The organism is Falsirhodobacter xinxiangensis (genome assembly GCF_004959935.1).
GTDB classification, from domain to species: domain Bacteria; phylum Pseudomonadota; class Alphaproteobacteria; order Rhodobacterales; family Rhodobacteraceae; genus Falsirhodobacter; species Falsirhodobacter xinxiangensis.
The window spans coordinates 1-17,133 of sequence record NZ_SMYN01000018.1; the positions used below are offsets into that span (position 1 = coordinate 1).

Here is a 17,133-nt window from a genome sequence, read left to right on the forward strand (position 1 = left end):
GAAATCTGTCCAAGGATCGGGGAGTAGCTCACCCCCAACCCGGGTCACGTCTCGGTGGAAATCAACATATGTTCATCATGCAGCACCTCCAGTTGCTCTCGCACCTGAATGGCTTGTTTCCTCATATTCATGAAGCGATTGGCGGGTGATGCCGAGGCGGCGGGATCCGACCGGAAAGGCTTTAAGCTTACCCGTGCGGATCAGGGTCCTCACTGTGTTTGCGCAGCAACCCCATCTGCCCGCTACTTGGCTTGGGCTGAGCACCTCAGCAGGTCCCGTGAGCGGTCTTGGCGTGGGCATAAGACGCCCGCTCAACTTCGAAGGCGGGAGCGGGCGACGACCGCTATTAAGCGCGGAATTGACGTCTTGATCGTACTTCATCTTTAACTCATTTGGCTTCGGATTCCTTGGTCTGACAGGTAGAAACCCAGCCAAGGGACAAGAACCGAGCGAAATACCCGAAGAACCGCCTGAGGATGTCGTCAAGAAAAAGTCTTAAAAGTCCGCGTTTATTCGTTACCCTGCTTTCCTGGCCCTATCTACTCAGTAGTTTTTCTGGTTCAAGGTCGGATTAGAGAAAAATCTGAACTTTCTCGTCTTCGTTCATCGCTTCAATGCTCGGTTGTGCTTGCTCCGTAGCTGACGGGCATAGCAAAGATGGCGCTGAGTGCCGAGCGGAGGTGGCTTTTCTAAACGGGTGGGAGAGTGGCGCCCGAGGTGTTGGCGTGTAGGAACCATGGCGGAAAGCTGTTGGGAGCAAGGCCGAAGGCCAAGGGTGGGTTCTTTGAACCTACGACCTGACCGCTATTAGCCCGATCTGCCCTTGGTTTTCTGGTAGGCCCGGAGGGACTCGAACCCCCAACCAAGGCGTTATGAGCGCCCTGCTCTAACCATTGAGCTACAGGCCCGGCGCGCCTTGCCTATGCTCAAGCGCCGTCTCGGTCAAGCCGCGTTGCAGAGCGGGGGCGGATCGTCTAATGCAGCGCGCAAGGATTTCCACCGCAGCGGGGCCAGCGATGACGATCAAGAACGGATTGACCTATGCCGATGCAGGCGTCGACATCGATGCCGGCAATGCTCTGGTGGAGCGGATCAAGCCCGCGGCGAAGCGCACGGCACGGTCCGGCACGGTGTCGGGGCTGGGCGGTTTCGGCGCGCTGTTCGATCTGAAGGCGGCGGGGTATCAGGACCCGATCCTCGTGGCGGCGACGGACGGGGTCGGCACCAAGCTGCGGATCGCGATCGACACGGGCAATGTCGGCACCATCGGCATCGATCTTGTCGCGATGTGCGTGAACGATCTGGTCTGCCAGGGGGCGGAGCCTCTGTTCTTCCTCGACTACTTCGCCACTGGCAAGCTGGACGTGGATCAGGCGACGCAGATCATCGAAGGCATCGCTTCGGGCTGCGAGGCGTCGGGCTGCGCGCTGGTCGGCGGCGAGACGGCCGAGATGCCGGGCATGTATCACAAGGGCGATTTCGATCTGGCCGGTTTCGCGGTTGGCGCGATGGAGCGCGGGACTGCGCTGCCCGAGGGCGTGGTCGCGGGTGACGTTCTGCTGGGTCTGGCCTCGGACGGGGTTCATTCCAACGGCTACAGCTTTGTGCGTAAAGTGGTGGAGATGTCGGGTCTTGGCTGGGATGCGGATGCGCCTTTTGCCGATGGTAGCTTGGGCGAGGCACTGCTGACGCCGACTCGGCTCTATGTGAAACAGGCGCTGGCGGCGGTGCGGGCAGGGGGCGTCCACGCGCTGGCCCATATCACCGGCGGCGGGCTGACCGAGAACCTGCCGCGCGTGCTGCCCGAAGGGCTTGGCGCGACCATCGATCTGGGCGCGTGGACGCTGCCGCCGGTGTTCCGCTGGCTGGCCGAAACCGCCGGGATGGCGGAGGCGGAGCTGCTCAAGACCTTCAACTCGGGCATCGGGATGATCGTCGTCGTGGCGGCGGACCGCGCGGATGCGATCGAGGCGCTGCTGCGCGAGCAGGGCGAGACGGTCTGCCGTCTGGGCCATGTGACGGCGGGCGAGGGCGTCAGCTACTCTGGCAAGCTGCTGTGAAACGCGTCGCCATCCTGATCTCGGGGGGTGGTTCCAACATGGTCGCCCTTGCGAAAAGCATGGTGGGCGATCACCCGGCGCGGCCCGTTCTGGTCGCGTCGAACGATCCGAATGCGGGCGGGCTGGTGCGCGCGCGGGATATGGGCATCGCCACGGCGGCGGTCGATCATCGCCCCTTCAAGGGTGACCGCGCCGCGTTCGAGGCCGCGCTGCTGGAGCCGATCCTTGCGGCCGAGCCGGACATTCTCTGCCTTGCCGGGTTCATGCGCGTGCTGACCCCGGCCTTCGTGCAGCGGTTCGAGGGGCGGATGTTGAACATCCACCCGTCGCTTTTGCCGAAATATCCGGGCCTGCACACCCATCGCCGCGCGATCGAGGCGGGCGACAGCGAGGCGGGCTGCACCGTCCACGAGGTCACCGCGATCCTTGATGACGGGCCGATGCTGGGGCAGATGCGTGTGCCGATCCTGCCGGGCGATACGCCTGACGCCTTGGCGGCTCGGGTTCTGGTGCAGGAGCACATTCTGTATCCCACATGCCTGCGCGCCTTTGCGGATCGCCTTCCCATTGGGGCAGGCATCCGCTAATCAGGGAAAAAGCCGGATGACCCGGCGGTTCCTGAAAGCCAAGCCCATGCGAACGATTACCACCACCGAGGAACTGGCAGCCTTTTGCGAGGCTGCCAAGGCCGAACGCTATGTCACCATCGACACCGAATTTTTGCGCGAGCGGACCTATTGGGCAAAGCTGTGCCTGATCCAGCTTGCGTTGCCGGGAAAGAAGGGCGACGCCGTTCTGGTCGATCCCATCGCGGGGCCGGAGATGTCGCTCGATCCGCTGTATGATCTGTTCCGGTGGGAGCAGACGGTGAAGGTCTTCCACGCTGCGCGTCAGGATCTGGAGATTTTCTTTGTCGAAGGCGGCGTGTTCCCGAAACCGCTGTTCGACACGCAGGTTGCCGCCATGGTCTGCGGCTTCGGCGAGCAGGTCGGATACGAGACGCTGGTGCGCAAGATCGCGCATGAGGGGCTGGACAAGACCTCGCGCTTCACCGACTGGTCGCGCCGCCCGCTGTCCGAGGCGCAGAAGGAATATGCGCTGGCCGACGTGACGCATCTGCGGGTGATCTATGAAAGCCTTGCCGCGCAGATCGCCAAGAACGGCCGCGAACGCTGGGTGGCCGAGGAGCTTTCGCTGCTGACCGATCCCGCCACCTATACCACCCATCCCGACGATGCGTGGCAGCGGGTGAAGACGCGGACGACCTCGGGCCGGTTCCTTGCAGTGGTCAAGGCGCTGGCGAAGTTCCGCGAGGAATATGCCCAAGGCCATAACGTGCCGCGTTCGCGGGTGATGAAGGATGATGCGCTGCTGGAAGTCGCCTCGACCCGGCCTGCGAGCCTTGAAGATCTGGGCAAATCGCGCCTGTTGCTGCGCGAGGCGCGGCGGGGCGACATTGCGGACGGCATCCTTGCCGCGGTGAAAGCCGGTCAGGAGATGCCGCCCGAAGCGGTGCCGAAGCCCGACCTGCGCGAGCAGATGCAGGTGAACCCGGCGCTGGCCGACCTGCTGCGCGTACTGCTGAAGGCCAAGTCGGAATCGCTGGGGGTCGCGTCGAAGCTGGTCGCGTCCTCGTCCGAACTGGACGCCATCGCGGCCGGCGAGCGGGATCTGCCGAGCCTGAAAGGCTGGCGGCGCGAGGCGTTCGGCGAAGATGCGCTGCGCCTTTGCCGGGGCGAGATCGCCTTGTCGGCAAAGGGCAACGACGTGCGTGTGATCGCTATCTGACGCTGGACAGCGAGTTTCCGGCGCCCTGCACGACGATCTGGCGGATGCCTGCCAGATCGCTGCGGCTCAGCCCCGCAGCTACCGTCACCTCGCGCGAGGCTTGGGTGGACACCCGTTGCCCCGGCGCAGGCGGCACGATGCGGAAATCATAGACCTGCACCCCTTCCGCCAGCGGGCGGGCGATCAGTTCCGCCTGCCAGTAGCCTTGAGTCGGCGGCAGGCCGGTCGCGCGGACGATGGCGCCGTCCCGCGTCTGTTCGACCCTGAGCGACGTGACCTGCGCCACCAGCGGGCGGGGATCGACCGTCGCGACCACGGGGGCGAATGCGGGGTCCACCGGCTCCGGGCGGCCACCGCCCCAGTTGGCCGGGTTCAGCCGCCCGCAGGCGCCAAGGGTCATCGTCAGCGCCAATGCGGCCAGAAGCGGTTTTCTCATGCCTGTCCCCTTCGTTTGCCCTTGCCTAGCGGATCGGCGGCGCTTTGAAAAGCTGGACCTTTCCCCCTGCGCACCTTACTTGTGCTGCGCAGAATACCGGAGAGAGACATGGCCACCCAAGCCTTCGAGGACATCGCCGACACTTTCGAATTCCTTGACGATTGGGAGGACCGCTATCGCCATGTGATCGAACTGGGCAAAGCGATGCCCGCCATGCCCGACGCCCTGAAGGTTCCGGCCACCAAGGTCGAAGGTTGCGCCAGCCAGGTCTGGATTCACCCCAAGATGGACGGCGGACGGTTCGATTTCGAAGGCGACAGCGATGCGATGATCGTGCGTGGGCTGATCGCGGTGCTGCATGCGTTGTATTCCGGGCTGACCCCGGCAGAGGTTCAGGGCGTGGACGCCCCGGCGGAGCTTGCCCGGCTGGGGCTGGACCGTCACCTTTCCTCCCAACGGTCCAACGGAGTGCGGGCGATGGTCCAGCGTATCCGCGAGGTGACGGCCTAAAGCCGTTCGATCGTCACTTTGGTGGGATCGAAGGCCAGACGGTCCGACACCGCATGGGCGACATCGGGAATGGTGCCGGATGCAGTCACCAGCGTGAAGCTGTCGCCCGTCCGGTCCAGCAGTTCCATCGCGATATCGGTGGGCGGGAAAAGCACGACGGCGTCGCGCCCCGGCTCGTCCAGTTCAAGCACGTCGCGGCTTTCGGCGAGGATGGCATCCTCGCTGCGCACGACCCAAAGGCCCGACACCTTGCGGATGCGGATTTCATCGATCATGGGGTCACCTTTCATGCTGCGATGCGGCATGATTAACCATTGGCGTTAGCGCTGCCAACCCTCAAATCGGCTGGGTGGCCTGCCGCAGCCATGCCAGCGCCAGACCGGCGACGCGGGGGCTGATCTTTTCCAGCACCTGCGCGTGATAGGCGTTGATCCAGTCCCGTTCGCCCGGCGAAAGGCGATGCGCGAGGATGAGGCGACGGTCAAGCGGCACGAAGGTCAGCGTCTCGAACGCCAGTTGGGCGCGGTCGTCGGAAAGGCGTTCGGCCTCATGCACCGCCAACAGGTTTTCGATGCGGATGCCGAAGGCACCTTCGCGGTAATATCCCGGCTCGTTCGACAGGATCATCCCCGGCTCCAGCGGCACATCCGACAGGCGCGACAGGCGCTGCGGCCCCTCGTGCACCGACAGGAACGCGCCGACGCCATGGCCGGTACCGTGGTCGTAATCCATCCCCGCCAGCCAGAGCGGGTATCGGGCCAGCGCATCCAGATCGCGCCCCGCGAGCCCCTTGGGCCAGCGCGCGCGCGACATGGCGATCATGCCTTGCAGCACGCGGGTGAAACAGTCGCGCGCCTCGTCCCCCGGATCGCCGATCGCGATGGTGCGGGTGATGTCGGTCGTCCCGTCCGGGTATTGCGCACCGCTGTCCACCAGCAGCAGCGTGTCGGTGCCAAGGGGCCGGTTCGTCGATTCAGTCACGCGGTAGTGGATGATCGCGCCGTTCGGACCCGCACCGCAGATCGTGTCGAAGCTGATGTCGTGCAGCGCATTCGTTGCGCGGCGGAAGCCCTCCAGCGTGGTGACCACATCGATTTCGGTCAGCCCTTCGCGCCCGTCCAGCCATGCAAGGAATTCGACCATCGCCGCCCCGTCGCGCAGATGCGCCTCGCGCGTGGCGGCGATTTCGGCAGCATTCTTGCGGGCCTTGGGCAGGCGGCAGGGATCGTCACCCGCGGTGACGGTGCCGAGGGCATCGCGCAGTGCCAGCGGCGCGGTTGCCGGATCAAGCCGCACCGGACCCTCCAGCGCGGCAAGCGCAGGCAGGAACGCCTCGGACGGGTGCAGGGTCGCGCCGGAATGGGCGATCACCGCATCGTCGAACTTGGCCGGGTCGGCGAACAGATCCACGCGGCCATCATCGTGCAGGATCGCAAACGCATGCAGCACCGGATTGCGCGGCACATCCGCCCCGCGGATATTCAAAAGCCAGCAGATGCTGTCGGGCAGGGTCAGAACGGCGGCCTTTGCGCCGATGGTCGCGGCGATGCGGGCACGTTTCGCGGCCGAGCTTTCGCCCGCCAGCGCATCCGGGTGGATGAATGAGCGGCCCTGCGGCGGCGCGGGACGGTCCGGCCAGATGCGGTCCACGAGGTTAGGCACCCGGCGCAGGCGCACGCCTGCCGCCTCGATCTTGGCGATCTCGTCCGGGGTATGCAGCCACGGATCGAAGCCGATCTCTCCGGCCCCATGCTCGGCCAGCCATTCGCCGGGCTTGACTTCGGGCCACGGCACGGGCGTGAACACCGACAGGTCCACCTGCGTTTTCACCTGCGTGCGATAGCGACCGTCGATGAACACGCCCGCGACATCCGGCAACACGATGCACAGGCCCGCCGACCCGGTGAAGCCCGTCAGCCACGGCAGCCGTTCATCTGCGGCGGCGACATATTCGCCCTGATGCGCGTCGGCACGGGGGATGATGAAGCCCGAAAGCCCCTCGGCCGCGATCTGCGCGCGAAGGGCGGCAAGCCGCGCCGCCCCGTGTTCCGGGGAGGCGGCGGTGGTGAAGGTCTGGAACATCAGCCGACCTTCTTCATGCCAAGAACGCGCGCGCGTTTGCGCGGATCGCTGTCGAACAGGCTTGCCAACTGCTCGGTCATGGCCCCGGCAAGCTGTTCCACATCGGTGATCGTGACCGCACGCTGGTAATAGCGGGTCACGTCATGGCCGATGCCGATGGCGATCAGTTCGACCGCGCGGCGGCGTTCGACCATCGCGATCACGTCGCGCAGGTGCTTTTCCAGATAGTTGGCGGGGTTCACCGACAAGGTCGAATCGTCCACCGGCGCACCATCCGAAATCACCATCAGGATCTTCCGCGCTTCGGGGCGGGCGGCGGTGCGGCGGTGCGCCCATTCCAGCGCCTCGCCGTCGATGTTCTCCTTCAGCAGCCCTTCCTTCATCATCAGGCCAAGGTTGGCGCGGGACCGCCGCCACGGGCTGTCCGCGCCCTTGTAGATGATGTGGCGCAGATCGTTCAGGCGGCCCGGCGTTTGCGGGCGCCCTTCGGCCAGCCATTTCTCGCGGCTTTGCCCGCCTTTCCACGCGCGGGTGGTGAAGCCGAGGATTTCGACCTTTACCTGACACCGTTCCAGCGTGCGGGCCAGAACATCGGCGCAGATCGCGGCGATGGAGATGGGGCGCCCGCGCATGGAGCCGGAATTGTCCAGCAGCAGCGTCACGCAGGTGTCGCGGAATTCGGTGTCTTTTTCCACCTTGAACGACAGGGGCGTGGTGGGGTTCGCCACCACGCGCGCCAGACGGCCCGCGTCGAGGATGCCTTCCTCGCGGTCGAAGGTCCAACTGCGGTTCTGCTGTGCCTGCAGTCGGCGTTGCAGCTTGTTGGCCAGACGGCTGACGGCGCCCTTCAGCGGCTCCAGCTGCTGATCCAGATAGGCGCGCAGCCGTTCCAGCTCTGCCGCCTCGGCCAGATCCTCGGCGGCGATCTCCTCGTCGAACTGGGGGGTGAAGACGGCATAGTTCGGATCGGCGTCGGAATAGGTGGGCGGCGGCGGCGGGTCCTGCGGGGCGTCGCCCTCGGGCAGTTCGGCCTCCTCGCCTTCCTCCATCTCGGCGCTGTCCTCGGTGGACACCTGCGCCTGCGACTGGTCCTGCTGTTCCTCCTGGCTGCGCTCGGGCGAGGCGTCGGCCTCGTCCTGCTCGCCCTGTTCCTCGCCGGTGCTGTCGGGCTCGCTCTCGTCCTGCTCGGCATTCTCGGGCGGCTCGTCGCCAAGCTCGTCCGTGTCGGGATCGTCGCCCAACTGGTCGCCGTAGCCGAGGTCGGCGATCATCTTGCGCGCCATCCGGGCAAAGGCGGCCTGATCGGACAGGTTCGCATCCAGCGCCCGCAGCGTCTCGCCTGCATCGGCGGTGATCTTGTCGCGCCAGAGGTTCGCGATATTCTCGGCCCCCGGCGGAAGGTCGCGGCCCGTCGCCATCTGGCGCACCAGATAGCCGGCGGCAACCGCCAGCGGCGCATCGGCGGGGGACTTGATCCCGGCATAGCCCTTGCGTTCGGCCTCGTGCCCGATCTTGGCGTCGATGTTGCCAGCGGTGCCGGGCATGTCACGCGCGCCCATCGCCTCGCACCGTGCGGTTTCCATTGCGTCATAGATGTCGCGGGCAAGCTGGCCCGTGGGGGCATAGCGGGCCGACAGCCCTTCGTCGTGATACCGGCGGCGCAGGGCGAAGGCGTCGGCGGTGCCGCGGGCCAGCAGCACCTCGTCCCGCGTCATGCGGCGCGACACCTGCGGCAGACGCATCCCGTCGCGGTTCATGCCCGGCGGATCGACGGAATAGGTCACCGTCATCTCGGGGTCATGGGCCAGCGTCTTGGTGGCCTCGGCCAAGGCTTTCTTGAACGGATCGGCGGGGTTGTCGGCTGGCTTGCTCATGCCCCAGATAAAGCACCCGCCGCGCCGCGCGGCAAGGGTTGTCGGTGCCAATCTGCGCGCCACCTTCCTGCGCATAGCAACGGAGATGAGACATGATCCCTAAGATTGCCGTCATCATCGGCTCTGTCAGGCCGACGCGGTTCGCCGACAAGCCCGCGCAATGGTTCCTCGACATCGCATCGACGCGCGAGGATCTGGAGGTCGAACTCGTCGATCTGCGCGATTTCGACCTGCCGTTCTTTGCCGAAAAGGCGTCGAACCTGTGGATGCCGTCGGAAGACCCGCGCGCCGTCGCGTGGCAGCAGAAGATCGGCGAATTCGACGGGTATGTCTGGATCACGGCGGAATACAACCACTCGATCACCGGATCGATGAAGAACGCGCTGGATCAGGCCTATAAGGAATGGGTGCACAAACCAGTGGGCGCGGTCGGCTATGGCGGCGTGGGCGGTGCGCGGGCGGTCGAACATCTGCGCGCCATCGCGGTGGAGCTTCAGATGGTCCCCGTGCGCAACGCCGTCCATATCGGCGCGGGAGAGTTCATGAAGGTCTCCCCCTCGGGGAAAGACCTGCCGATGTCCGAGATTTCGGAGATCATCGAGCCGTCCGCGAAGGGTCTGCTCGATGACATCGTCTGGTGGGCGAAGGCGACGAAGGCGGCGCGCGGTTAGCGCATCGCCATCGAGGCTGCGCTTTCCGGCAGCTCCTCGGCAAAGCACCGCTGGTAGAACTCCGCCACCGTCTGGCGTTCCAGCTCGTCGCATTTGTTCAGGAAGGTCAGGCGGAAGGCGTAGCCGACATTGCGGAAGATTTCCGCGTTCTGCGCCCAGGCAATCACGGTGCGCGGCGACATGACGGTGGAAAGATCCCCGTTCATGAAGGCCGTCCGCGTCAGGTCCGCCACGGTCACCATCTGGTTGATCGTCTTGCGGCCCTTTTCGGTGTTGTAATGCGGCGACTTCGCCAGAACGATCGCGGCTTCGGCATCGTGGGACAGGTAGTTGAGCGTCGCCACAAGGCTCCAGCGGTCCATCTGGCCTTGGTTGATCTGCTGCGTGCCGTGGTAAAGGCCGGTCGTGTCACCCAGACCCACGGTGTTCGCAGTCGCGAACAGGCGGAAGGACGGGTGGGGGGTGATGACCTCGTTCTGGTCCAGAAGGGTCAGCTTGCCGTCAGCCTCCAGCACGCGCTGGATCACAAACATCACGTCGGCGCGGCCCGCATCGTATTCGTCGAACACGATGGCGCAGGGGTTGCGCAGCGCCCAGGGCAGAATGCCTTCCTGAAACGCCGTGACCTGCTTGCCATCGATCAGCTTGATCGCGTCCTTGCCGATCAGGTCGATCCGCGACACGTGGCTGTCGAGGTTCACGCGCACGCAGGGCCAGTTCAGACGGCTGGCGATCTGTTCGATATGCGAGGATTTGCCGGTGCCGTGATACCCTTGGATCATCACGCGGCGGTTATAGGCAAAACCCGCAAGGATCGCGAGCGTGGTGTCGGGATCGAACTTGTAGGTGCTGTCCTGATCCGGCACGCGGTCGGTGCGTTCGGCAAAGCCCTTCACCTTCATGTCGGTATCGATGCCGAAAACCTCGCGGACAGAGATTTCCTCGGTAGGTTTGGCGGGCTGATCCAACATGATATCCTCTTTCTTCACATGCCCATGTTGATGGAACAATCCATCCGGCGGTGCAAGGGCGGAACCCAGAAGTCAGTCGCGGAAGTTGCGGCTGTCCTTGATCTGCTCCCACGCCCAAACGACTTCCTGCAGCCGATCCTCGTCGTCGCGATTGCCGCCGTTCATGTCCGGGTGCAGGTCTTTCACGAGGCTTTTGTATTGCTTGCGGATTTCCACGCGGGTCCATGTGTCGCGGGCGTCGAGGATTTCCAGCGCCTTGCGCTCGGTCGGGGGCAATTTGCGCGTCGCGCCGGATACGGGCTGGCGTCCGGGATTCTGCGTGGCCTTGTCGCCAAGGATTTCCATGGGATCATTCACGCCAAGGCGCGACCAGACATGGCCTTCGTCAGGGCGGCGCGTCTCGCGGCCCCAGACCCGGTCCTTGTCGATGAACTCGGCAAAGTCTTCCTCGGTCTTGCCCTGGAAGAAGTTCCATTTCAGGTTGTATTCCCGGACGTGGTCCTTGCAGAACCAGACGTATTCATCGAGGTGGTCAGGTGAACGGGGCGCGCGGTAGAGCCCCGCTTCCTTGCAGCCCGGAAAGGCGCATTCGCGGGTGGACGTCTCCTGCGCGCCCGACATGCCCCGGCGCCCCGTCTTGCGGCGCTTCTTGTCGGATGAAACGCGAATGTCGAATTCGAAGGGGGGTTTGCTCATGTCAGGGCCTTTCCGAGTCGGAGGCGAGAGTTTAGACATTTGCGCGCCGGATTGAAGGGGGTGGAGGGTCACGATGAGGAAAGCGGACGAAATTCGTGCAAGGCTGGCGGTGTTTCAGCCGACCGTTCTGGAGATCGAGGACGAGAGCGAGCAGCACCGTGGCCATGGCGGCTGGCAGGAAGGCGGCGAGACGCATTTCCGCGTGACGCTGCGGGCGGATGCGCTGGGGCCGATGTCGCGGGTGGCGCGGCATCGGGCGGTGCATCAGGCGCTGGGGCCGGAGCTTGTCGCGCGCATTCACGCGCTGTCGCTGGATCTGGGGTAGGGTGGCGCGACGCTCACGCCCCCCTTTGGGGAGCATTCGCGCCGCGCCCTGAAATCTGCGATTTCAGAGTTGCGCCTTGAGCTGCAGGCGGCGCTGGTGCAGCACCGGCTCGGTATAGCCGGAGGGTTGATTGCGGCCCTTGAAGACCAGATCGCAGCCGGCCTGGAAGGCGATACCGTCGAAGCCGGGGGTCATGGGCAGATAGTCCGCGTCGCCCTCGTTCTGACGGTCCACCACGGCGGCCATCTTGCGCATCGCGCTCATCACGCTTGCCTCGTCCACCACGCCGTGATGCAGCCAGTTCGCCAGCGCCTGCGAGGAAATGCGGCAGGTGGCGCGATCTTCCATCAGGCCGACGTCGTGGATGTCCGGCACCTTGGAACAGCCGACACCCTGGTTCACCCAGCGGACGACATAGCCGAGGATGCCTTGGGCGTTGTTTTCCACCTCGGCGCGGATTTCGTCGGGGGACCAGTTGGCGCCGTGGGACAGGGGCGGGGTCAGCAGGTCCTCAAGCGTGCCGCGGGGACCGCCGGCCGCGATCTCGTCCTGCCGGGCGGCGACGTCAACTTGGTGGTAGTGGGTCGCGTGCAGCGTGGCGGCGGTGGGCGAAGGCACCCACGCGCAGCTTGCGCCCGCCTTGGGGTGGCCGATCTTCGCCTCCAGCATGTCGGCCATCTTGTCGGGCATCGCCCACATGCCCTTGCCGATCTGGGCGCGGCCCTTCAAGCCGCAGGCAAGGCCGATATCGACGTTGCGATCCTCGTAGGATTTGATCCATGCCGCCGATTTCATGTCCCCCTTGCGGATCATCGGACCGGCTTCCATCGAGGTGTGGATCTCGTCGCCCGTCCGGTCGAGGAAGCCGGTGTTGATGAAGGCGACGCGATGCTGGGCTGCGCGGATGCATTCGGCAAGGTTCACCGAGGTCCGGCGTTCCTCGTCCATGATGCCCAGCTTGACGGTGTTGCGGGGCAGGCCGAGCGTGTCTTCGACCGCGTCGAAGATGCGGGCGGCGAAGGCGACTTCCTCGGGGCCGTGCATCTTGGGTTTCACGACATAGACAGCCCCGGTGGCGGAGTTGGTGCGGTCGTGCATGGCACAAAGGGTGGTCACGAAGGCGTCCATGATGCCTTCCGGCACCTCGCGCCCGTCGCGGTCGAGGATGGCGGGGTTGGTCATCAGATGACCGACGTTCCGCACCAGCATCAGTGCGCGGCCCTTCAGCGTGACATCGCCATCCGGGCCCAAGAAGGTCAGGTCCGGGTTCAGGCGGCGGGTGACGGTTTCACCGCCTTTGACGAACTCCTCGGTCAGATCGCCCGTCATCAGGCCCAGCCAGTTGGAATAGGCCAGCACCTTGTCGGGCGCATCGACGGCGGCGATGGAATCTTCAAGGTCCATGATCGCGGTGACGGCGGATTCGAGGCGGATGTCGGCGATATGGGCGCGGTCGGTCGTGCCGATGGGATGGGCGCCGTCAATCTCGATGATGATATGCAGGTGGTTGCTGCGCAGCACGATGGCCGAGGGGTCGGATGCGGCGCCGGACCAGCCGATGAATTGCGACGGGTCGCGCAGGGTCGTCTCCACCGGGCCGCGGTCATGGACGAGATGCAGGCGCAGCCCATCCTCGATCCGCGGTTCGGCCAGATCGACCCAGGACCCGGTTGCCAGCGGCACGGCACGATCGAGGAAATCGCGACCCCATGCGATCACACGTGCGCCCCGATCCGCGTCATAGCCGCGTCCCGAAGGCGCGTCGCCCAAGGCATCGGTGCCATAGAGCGCGTCGTAAAGCGAACCCCACCGCGCATTCGCCGCGTTCAGGGCATAGCGCGCGTTGCTGATCGGCACGACGAGCTGCGGACCGGGAATGGTCGCGATCTCGGGGTCGACGTTTTCGGTCTGGATGAGGAATTCGGGCCCCTGATCGACCAGATAGCCGATCTCGCGCAGGAAGGCGGTATAGGCTTCGGCGTCCCAAGGCTGGCCGCGCCGCGACAGGTGCCACGAATCAAGTCGCGCCTGCAGCTGGTCGCGCGTCTTCAGCAGGGCGCGGTTTTCGAGGCCAAGCCGGTGCACCGCATCCGACAGGCCCTGCCAGAACGTGTCCGCCGTAACGGAAAGCCCCGGAAGGGCGCGCTCCTCGATGAAGCTTGCCAACCGTTCGTCCACCTGAAGCCCGTGGCGATCTTTCATGCGCATTCTCCCTTTTGCGGCGTCAGAGTAGCGGCATAGCCTGCCGGCGCGCAACGGCAGCTTGCACCTGCGCGGCTTCGGGTTAGCTTGGGCGCAACAGGAGACCCCAATGACCGTTCGTCTTGCCGATTACACGCCCCCCAGCCACATCGTCGAACATGTCGATCTGACGTTCCGGCTGCACCCGACGCAGACGAGGGTGATCTCTCGCATCCGGTTCGCGGCGGGCGGGCCGGTGCTGCGGCTGGACGGGGAAAAGTTGCGGCTGATTTCGGCGCGTGTCGATGGGGTGGCGATTGCCGAGCAGCCGGACGAGACGGGGCTGACGCTGGCCGTTCCCGAAGCCGCCTTCACCTTCGAGGCGGAGGTGGAGATTTCTCCGTCCGAGAATACCGCTTTGGAGGGGCTATACATGTCGAACGGCATGTATTGCACCCAGTGCGAGGCCGAGGGGTTTCGCAAGATCACATTCTATCCCGACCGTCCCGACGTGATGGCCCCGTTCCGGGTGCGCATCGAAAGTGATCTGCCGGTGCTGCTGTCGAACGGCGATCCGGTGGATGGCGGCTGGGACGATCCGTGGCCCAAGCCGTCCTATCTTTTCGCGCTGGTGGCGGGCGATCTGGTCGCGCATCGGGGCAGCTTCACCACCATGTCGGGGCGCGAGGTCGCGCTGAACATCTGGGTGCGTCCGGGCGACGAGGATCGCTGCGATTATGCGATGGGCGCGCTGATCCGGTCGATGAAATGGGACGAGCAGGTTTACGGGCGCGAATATGATCTGTCGGTGTTCAACATCGTCGCGGTCGATGATTTCAACATGGGCGCGATGGAGAACAAGGGGCTGAACATCTTCAACTCCAAATACGTCCTTGCCCGGCCCGAGACGGCGACGGACGAGGATTTCGCCCGGATCGAGGCGATCATCGCGCATGAATATTTCCACAACTGGACCGGCAACCGCATCACCTGCCGCGACTGGTTCCAACTGTGTCTGAAGGAAGGGCTGACCGTATTCCGCGATCAGCAATTCTCGGGCGACATGCGCAGCCACGCGGTCAAGCGGATCGAGGATGTGCTGATGCTGCGCGCCCGCCAGTTCCGCGAGGACAGCGGGCCTTTGGCGCATCCGGTGCGGCCGGAGGCATATGAGGAGATCAACAACTTCTACACCGCGACCGTCTATGAAAAGGGCGCCGAGGTGATCGGGATGCTGAAGCTGCTGGTCGGGGACGAGGGCTATGCGCGGGCGCTGGACCTTTATTTCGACCGGCATGACGGGCAGGCCTGCACCATCGAGGATTGGCTGCGCGTGTTCGAAGACGCGACGGGACGCGATCTGGCCCAGTTCAAGCGTTGGTATACCGAGGCTGGCACCCCGCGCGTCCATGTCGAGGAAGCCTATGAGAACGGCGAATATGCGCTGACCCTGTCGCAAAAGGGGGGCAGTCCCAAGGTCATCCCCATCGCGCTGGGGCTGCTGGGCGCGAATGGCGACGAGGTTCTGCCGACCACGGTGCTGGAGCTGACAGAGCCGGTGCAAACCTTCCGTTTCCCGGCCGCGGCGCGTCCGGTGGCGTCGGTGCTGCGCGGTTTCTCGGCCCCGGTCGAATTGGAGATGCAGCGCGACCATGCGTTCCTGCTGGCCCATGACACCGACCCGTTCAACCGTTGGGAAGCGGGGCGGGCGCTGGCCAAGGAAGTGATGGCGGGCGTCATCGCGGGTGCGCCGGTGCGGGCGGATTGGCTGGACGGTTTGGCGGCGCTGGTGACGGGCGATATGGACCCGGCGTTTCGCGCGCTGGCGTTGCGCCTGCCGGGCGAGGATGACATGGCGCAGACGCTTCATGCCTCGGGCGTGGTGCCGGACCCCGATCGCATCCGCGCCGCGCGCAAGGCGATGGCGCAGGCGCTGGCCGAACGGCTGCGCGGCGATCTTTCGGCCCTGATCGGCAGCCCCGAGCCTTGGTCGCCCGATCCTGCGCAGGCTGGCCGGCGGGCGTTGCGGCTTGCGGCGCTGTCGCTTCTGTCGCGTCTGGATGGCGGGGCGGAGGCTGCGCGTGCCTATGCCGCGGCGGACAACATGACCGAAGAGGCGGGCGCGCTGGCCTGTCTGCTGGAGGTCGGGGTCGGCGCCGACGCCGCGCTGGCGTTCGAGGCGAAGTGGCGGCACGACCGGATCGTGATGGACAAGTGGTTCACCCTTCAGATCCTGCATTCGGATGACGCGGTGGGGATGACCGGACGGCTGGTGCAGCATCCGCTGTTCGACATGAAGAACCCGAACCGTTTCCGCGCCGTCATATCCGCGCTTGCGGCGAACCATGCGGGGTTCCACCGTGCGGACGGGGCGGGGTATCGGCTGCTGGCCGACTGGCTGATCCGGCTGGACCCGGTGAACCCGCAGACAGCGGCGCGGATGTCCTCGGCCTTCGACAGCTGGTCGCGTTACGATGCGGACCGGCAGGCGATGATGAAAGATCAGCTTCGGCGCATTCTTGCCACCCCCGGCCTTTCGCGCGATCTGGCCGAGATGGCGGGGCGGATGGTGGGATGACGCGGCTTGCCTTGCGGGGGGCGGCGCGCCATGTCATGAAAGATCGTCGCCGTCAGGTAGAAAGATGAGAGAACGTATCGACCCCCTCATTGCGGAACGGGCACCCTGGTTGTTCTCCGGTCGTCCGCATCATCGTCTTGCCTACAACGCCCTGACCCGCGTTCTTGGTTATCCAAGAACGCTGGCTCTGGCCGAACAGTATCGTGACCTGACCACCCCGCAGCTGATGGGCGAGGTTGCGAAGCTGATCGCCAAGGACATCCAGATCACCGGGCTGGAAAACCTGCCGCGCAACGGGCCTGCGCTGATCGTGGCGAATCATCCGACGGGAATCGCGGACGGGGTGATCCTGCATCACCTGATCCAGCCGCTGCGGCCGGACCTGTTCTTCTATGCCAACAGCGACATCCTGCGCGTCATGCCGCAGATGGCTGACCTGATCGCGCCCGTCGAATGGCGGCCCGAGAAACGGTCGATGCAGAAGACGCGCGAGACGATGGATTACACCCGCAAGGCTATCGAGGCCGGGCGGCTTGGCGTCATCTTCCCGTCCGGGCGGCTGGCGAAACGGACCGGGCTGAAGCTGATGGAGCGTCCGTGGATGGCGTCGGCGGCCATGATCGCGCGCAAGTTCGATCTGCCGGTGATCCCGCTGAATATCCGGGCGCGCAATTCGACGCTGTTCTATCTGTTCGACCTGATCCACCCGACCCTGCGCGACATCACCCTGTTCCACGAGGTGCTGAACAAGCACCGCCAGCCCTATCGGCTGACGATGGGCCACCCGATTCCGGCAGACCGCATCCCCGCCAAGTCCGAAGAGGGGATCGAGATGCTGCGTGCCGAAACGCTGGCGCTGGGCGGCGAATATGCCCCCGCCGTCAGCCTTGTGCAGATGACCCGCCTTTGGGGCGAGCGGCCCGCCGCCCGCCTGACCAGCCCCTGAAATTTTCGACTGCTC

Annotated in this window: 16 protein-coding genes and 1 tRNA gene; 8 read left to right on the forward strand and 9 right to left on the reverse strand. The window is 65.1% G+C overall.

Annotation, left to right across the window (positions count from 1 at the left end; all coding sequences use genetic code 11):
* Positions 1-75: 75 nt before the first annotated feature.
* A complete protein-coding gene (locus tag E2K76_RS21135; RefSeq protein ID WP_350339353.1) occupies positions 76-381 on the reverse strand; it encodes a helix-turn-helix domain-containing protein in 306 nt (101 codons plus the stop codon).
* Between the two features lie 451 nt (positions 382-832).
* Positions 833-908, reverse strand: a tRNA-Ile gene (locus tag E2K76_RS16365).
* A 108-nt stretch (positions 909-1,016) separates the two neighbouring features.
* Between E2K76_RS16365 and purM the strand changes: the two genes are divergently transcribed.
* The 3 genes from purM to rnd are packed head-to-tail and all read left to right on the forward strand — an operon-like array spanning position 1,017 to position 3,848.
* Positions 1,017-2,060 (forward strand): phosphoribosylformylglycinamidine cyclo-ligase, encoded by a 1,044-nt coding sequence (purM, locus tag E2K76_RS16370; RefSeq protein ID WP_136685531.1) that lies wholly within the window; start codon positions 1,017-1,019, stop codon positions 2,058-2,060.
* A complete protein-coding gene (gene purN / locus E2K76_RS16375; RefSeq protein WP_136685532.1) occupies positions 2,057-2,647 on the forward strand; it encodes a phosphoribosylglycinamide formyltransferase in 591 nt (196 codons plus the stop codon). Before purM ends, purN begins: the two co-directional genes overlap by 4 nt.
* Before the next feature lie 46 nt (positions 2,648-2,693).
* Entirely contained in the window at positions 2,694-3,848 is a 1,155-nt protein-coding gene (gene rnd / locus E2K76_RS16380; RefSeq protein WP_136685533.1) for a ribonuclease D, read from the forward strand.
* On the opposite strand, the gene E2K76_RS16385 is transcribed toward rnd, so the two are convergent.
* A complete protein-coding gene (locus E2K76_RS16385) occupies positions 3,841-4,284 on the reverse strand; it encodes a hypothetical protein (protein ID WP_136685534.1) in 444 nt (147 codons plus the stop codon). The genes rnd and E2K76_RS16385 overlap by 8 nt on opposite strands.
* 108 nt (positions 4,285-4,392) lie before the next feature.
* On the opposite strand from E2K76_RS16385, the gene E2K76_RS16390 reads away from it, so the two are divergent.
* Complete coding sequence (locus E2K76_RS16390; protein ID WP_136685535.1) at positions 4,393-4,794, forward strand: SufE family protein; 402 nt, start codon at positions 4,393-4,395, stop codon at positions 4,792-4,794.
* Here E2K76_RS16390 and E2K76_RS16395 read toward each other — a convergent pair.
* From E2K76_RS16395 to cobT, 3 genes are all read right to left on the reverse strand, one after another.
* Positions 4,791-5,069 carry a DUF427 domain-containing protein gene (locus E2K76_RS16395; RefSeq protein ID WP_169053354.1) on the reverse strand — a complete coding sequence of 93 codons (279 nt, stop codon included), beginning with the start codon at positions 5,067-5,069 and terminating at the stop codon, positions 4,791-4,793. The genes E2K76_RS16390 and E2K76_RS16395 overlap by 4 nt on opposite strands.
* A gap of 61 nt (positions 5,070-5,130) precedes the next feature.
* Positions 5,131-6,876: an aminopeptidase P family protein gene (locus tag E2K76_RS16400; protein WP_136685537.1), complete on the reverse strand. Its 1,746-nt coding sequence runs from the start codon at positions 6,874-6,876 to the stop codon at positions 5,131-5,133.
* Complete coding sequence (cobT, locus tag E2K76_RS16405; protein WP_136685538.1) at positions 6,876-8,750, reverse strand: cobaltochelatase subunit CobT; 1,875 nt, start codon at positions 8,748-8,750, stop codon at positions 6,876-6,878. The genes E2K76_RS16400 and cobT overlap by 1 nt, the downstream gene beginning before the upstream one ends.
* A gap of 92 nt (positions 8,751-8,842) precedes the next feature.
* On the opposite strand from cobT, the gene E2K76_RS16410 reads away from it, so the two are divergent.
* Positions 8,843-9,421, forward strand: a complete 579-nt coding sequence (locus tag E2K76_RS16410; protein ID WP_136685539.1) for an NADPH-dependent FMN reductase — start codon at positions 8,843-8,845, stop codon at positions 9,419-9,421.
* Here E2K76_RS16410 and cobS read toward each other — a convergent pair.
* Both cobS and E2K76_RS16420 read right to left on the reverse strand, forming a co-directional pair.
* Positions 9,418-10,392: a cobaltochelatase subunit CobS gene (gene cobS / locus E2K76_RS16415; RefSeq protein WP_136685540.1), complete on the reverse strand. Its 975-nt coding sequence runs from the start codon at positions 10,390-10,392 to the stop codon at positions 9,418-9,420. The two genes, E2K76_RS16410 and cobS, sit on opposite strands and share 4 nt — an antisense overlap.
* 72 nt (positions 10,393-10,464) lie before the next feature.
* Positions 10,465-11,088: a J domain-containing protein gene (locus E2K76_RS16420; RefSeq protein ID WP_136685541.1), complete on the reverse strand. Its 624-nt coding sequence runs from the start codon at positions 11,086-11,088 to the stop codon at positions 10,465-10,467.
* Between the two features lie 73 nt (positions 11,089-11,161).
* On the opposite strand from E2K76_RS16420, the gene E2K76_RS16425 reads away from it, so the two are divergent.
* On the forward strand, positions 11,162-11,413 hold the full coding sequence (locus tag E2K76_RS16425) for a BolA family protein (protein WP_136685542.1): 252 nt from the start codon (positions 11,162-11,164) through the stop codon (positions 11,411-11,413).
* 63 nt (positions 11,414-11,476) lie between these two features.
* Here the strand turns inward: E2K76_RS16425 and E2K76_RS16430 are convergent, their stop codons facing one another.
* Positions 11,477-13,615, reverse strand: a complete 2,139-nt coding sequence (locus tag E2K76_RS16430; protein WP_136685543.1) for a malate synthase G — start codon at positions 13,613-13,615, stop codon at positions 11,477-11,479.
* Between the two features lie 109 nt (positions 13,616-13,724).
* Between E2K76_RS16430 and pepN the strand changes: the two genes are divergently transcribed.
* Both pepN and E2K76_RS16440 read left to right on the forward strand, forming a co-directional pair.
* Positions 13,725-16,172 (forward strand): aminopeptidase N, encoded by a 2,448-nt coding sequence (gene pepN, locus E2K76_RS16435; protein WP_136685544.1) that lies wholly within the window; start codon positions 13,725-13,727, stop codon positions 16,170-16,172.
* Between the two features lie 64 nt (positions 16,173-16,236).
* Entirely contained in the window at positions 16,237-17,118 is an 882-nt protein-coding gene (locus E2K76_RS16440; protein ID WP_136685545.1) for a lysophospholipid acyltransferase family protein, read from the forward strand.
* Positions 17,119-17,133 lie beyond the last annotated feature (15 nt).

What these genes read in the sequence shown, in the direction of transcription:
- E2K76_RS21135 (WP_350339353.1), bottom strand. Translation starts at nt 381, where the DNA reads ATGAAGTACGATCAAGACGTCAATTCCGCGCTTAATAGCGGTCGTCGC.
- purM (WP_136685531.1), top strand. Translation starts at nt 1,017, where the DNA reads ATGACGATCAAGAACGGATTGACCTATGCCGATGCAGGCGTCGACATC.
- rnd (WP_136685533.1), top strand. Translation starts at nt 2,694, where the DNA reads ATGCGAACGATTACCACCACCGAGGAACTGGCAGCCTTTTGCGAGGCT.
- E2K76_RS16385 (WP_136685534.1), bottom strand. Translation starts at nt 4,284, where the DNA reads ATGAGAAAACCGCTTCTGGCCGCATTGGCGCTGACGATGACCCTTGGC.
- E2K76_RS16390 (WP_136685535.1), top strand. Translation starts at nt 4,393, where the DNA reads ATGGCCACCCAAGCCTTCGAGGACATCGCCGACACTTTCGAATTCCTT.
- E2K76_RS16395 (WP_169053354.1), bottom strand. Translation starts at nt 5,069, where the DNA reads ATGATCGATGAAATCCGCATCCGCAAGGTGTCGGGCCTTTGGGTCGTG.
- E2K76_RS16400 (WP_136685537.1), bottom strand. Translation starts at nt 6,876, where the DNA reads ATGTTCCAGACCTTCACCACCGCCGCCTCCCCGGAACACGGGGCGGCG.
- cobT (WP_136685538.1), bottom strand. Translation starts at nt 8,750, where the DNA reads ATGAGCAAGCCAGCCGACAACCCCGCCGATCCGTTCAAGAAAGCCTTG.
- E2K76_RS16410 (WP_136685539.1), top strand. Translation starts at nt 8,843, where the DNA reads ATGATCCCTAAGATTGCCGTCATCATCGGCTCTGTCAGGCCGACGCGG.
- cobS (WP_136685540.1), bottom strand. Translation starts at nt 10,392, where the DNA reads ATGTTGGATCAGCCCGCCAAACCTACCGAGGAAATCTCTGTCCGCGAG.
- E2K76_RS16420 (WP_136685541.1), bottom strand. Translation starts at nt 11,088, where the DNA reads ATGAGCAAACCCCCCTTCGAATTCGACATTCGCGTTTCATCCGACAAG.
- E2K76_RS16425 (WP_136685542.1), top strand. Translation starts at nt 11,162, where the DNA reads ATGAGGAAAGCGGACGAAATTCGTGCAAGGCTGGCGGTGTTTCAGCCG.
- E2K76_RS16430 (WP_136685543.1), bottom strand. Translation starts at nt 13,615, where the DNA reads ATGAAAGATCGCCACGGGCTTCAGGTGGACGAACGGTTGGCAAGCTTC.
- pepN (WP_136685544.1), top strand. Translation starts at nt 13,725, where the DNA reads ATGACCGTTCGTCTTGCCGATTACACGCCCCCCAGCCACATCGTCGAA.
- E2K76_RS16440 (WP_136685545.1), top strand. Translation starts at nt 16,237, where the DNA reads ATGAGAGAACGTATCGACCCCCTCATTGCGGAACGGGCACCCTGGTTG.